This is a genomic window from Neobacillus cucumis, assembly GCF_023715505.1.
The window spans coordinates 1-201 of the sequence record NZ_JAMBOH010000202.1; the positions used below are offsets into that span (position 1 = coordinate 1).

Genomic DNA, 201 nt, shown 5'->3' on the forward strand with positions numbered 1-201 from the left:
GATTTCCCATAGCGTCAAGCTAGTAAGATCCCTGAAAGATGATCAGGTTGATAGGTCAGAGGTGGAAGCGTGGTGACATGTGGAGCTGACTGATACTAATCGATCGAGGACTTAACCATAGTTTATAGGCGTAACTCGTTTTACAATATTTCTTCTACATTATCTAGTTTTGAGAGAACGATCTCTCTAATTTTATAGTCT

General features: G+C 39.3%; 1 rRNA gene. It reads left to right on the forward strand.

Features of this window, described 5'->3' with window-relative positions:
- Nucleotides 1–119: ribosomal RNA gene (locus M3226_RS32100) — 23S ribosomal RNA — on the forward strand; the annotation flags it as partial.
- Between the last annotated feature and the right edge of the window lie 82 nt (nt 120–201).